Source organism: Erwinia sp. PME.40.26/001 (assembly GCF_055556675.1).
This window is the reverse complement of the sequence record NZ_JBVHNP010000420.1, coordinates 1-238: the sequence shown is the minus strand read 5'-3', so window position 1 is coordinate 238 and position 238 is coordinate 1. Positions and strand designations below refer to the sequence as shown.

Sequence of the window (238 nt, the reverse complement as noted above, 5' to 3'; positions counted from 1 at the left end):
TCGATGCGCTCCTGCCGGTGTACGTGCAGAGCCGCATCTTCAACGCCCTCCTGCAGTCCTCCGCGGCCAAGCACGCCGCCACGCAGAAGGCGATGAAGTCGGCCAGCGACAACGCCGACAAGCTCATCACCGACTACACCCGCCTGCGCAACAACGCGCGCCAGGCGGAGATCACGCAGCAGATCGCCGAGATCGTCGGCGGCGCCGATGCTCTGTCATCCGGCAAGTAAGTTCCCAA

1 protein-coding gene is annotated in these 238 nt (G+C 65.1%); it reads left to right on the top strand.

All coding sequences use genetic code 11. The annotated features are described in order from the left end of the window. The coding region (locus ACZ3HG_RS24795; RefSeq protein ID WP_465335190.1) for a F0F1 ATP synthase subunit gamma at positions 1 to 230 on the top strand (230 nt) is incomplete at its 5' end. Between the last annotated feature and the right edge of the window lie 8 nt (positions 231 to 238).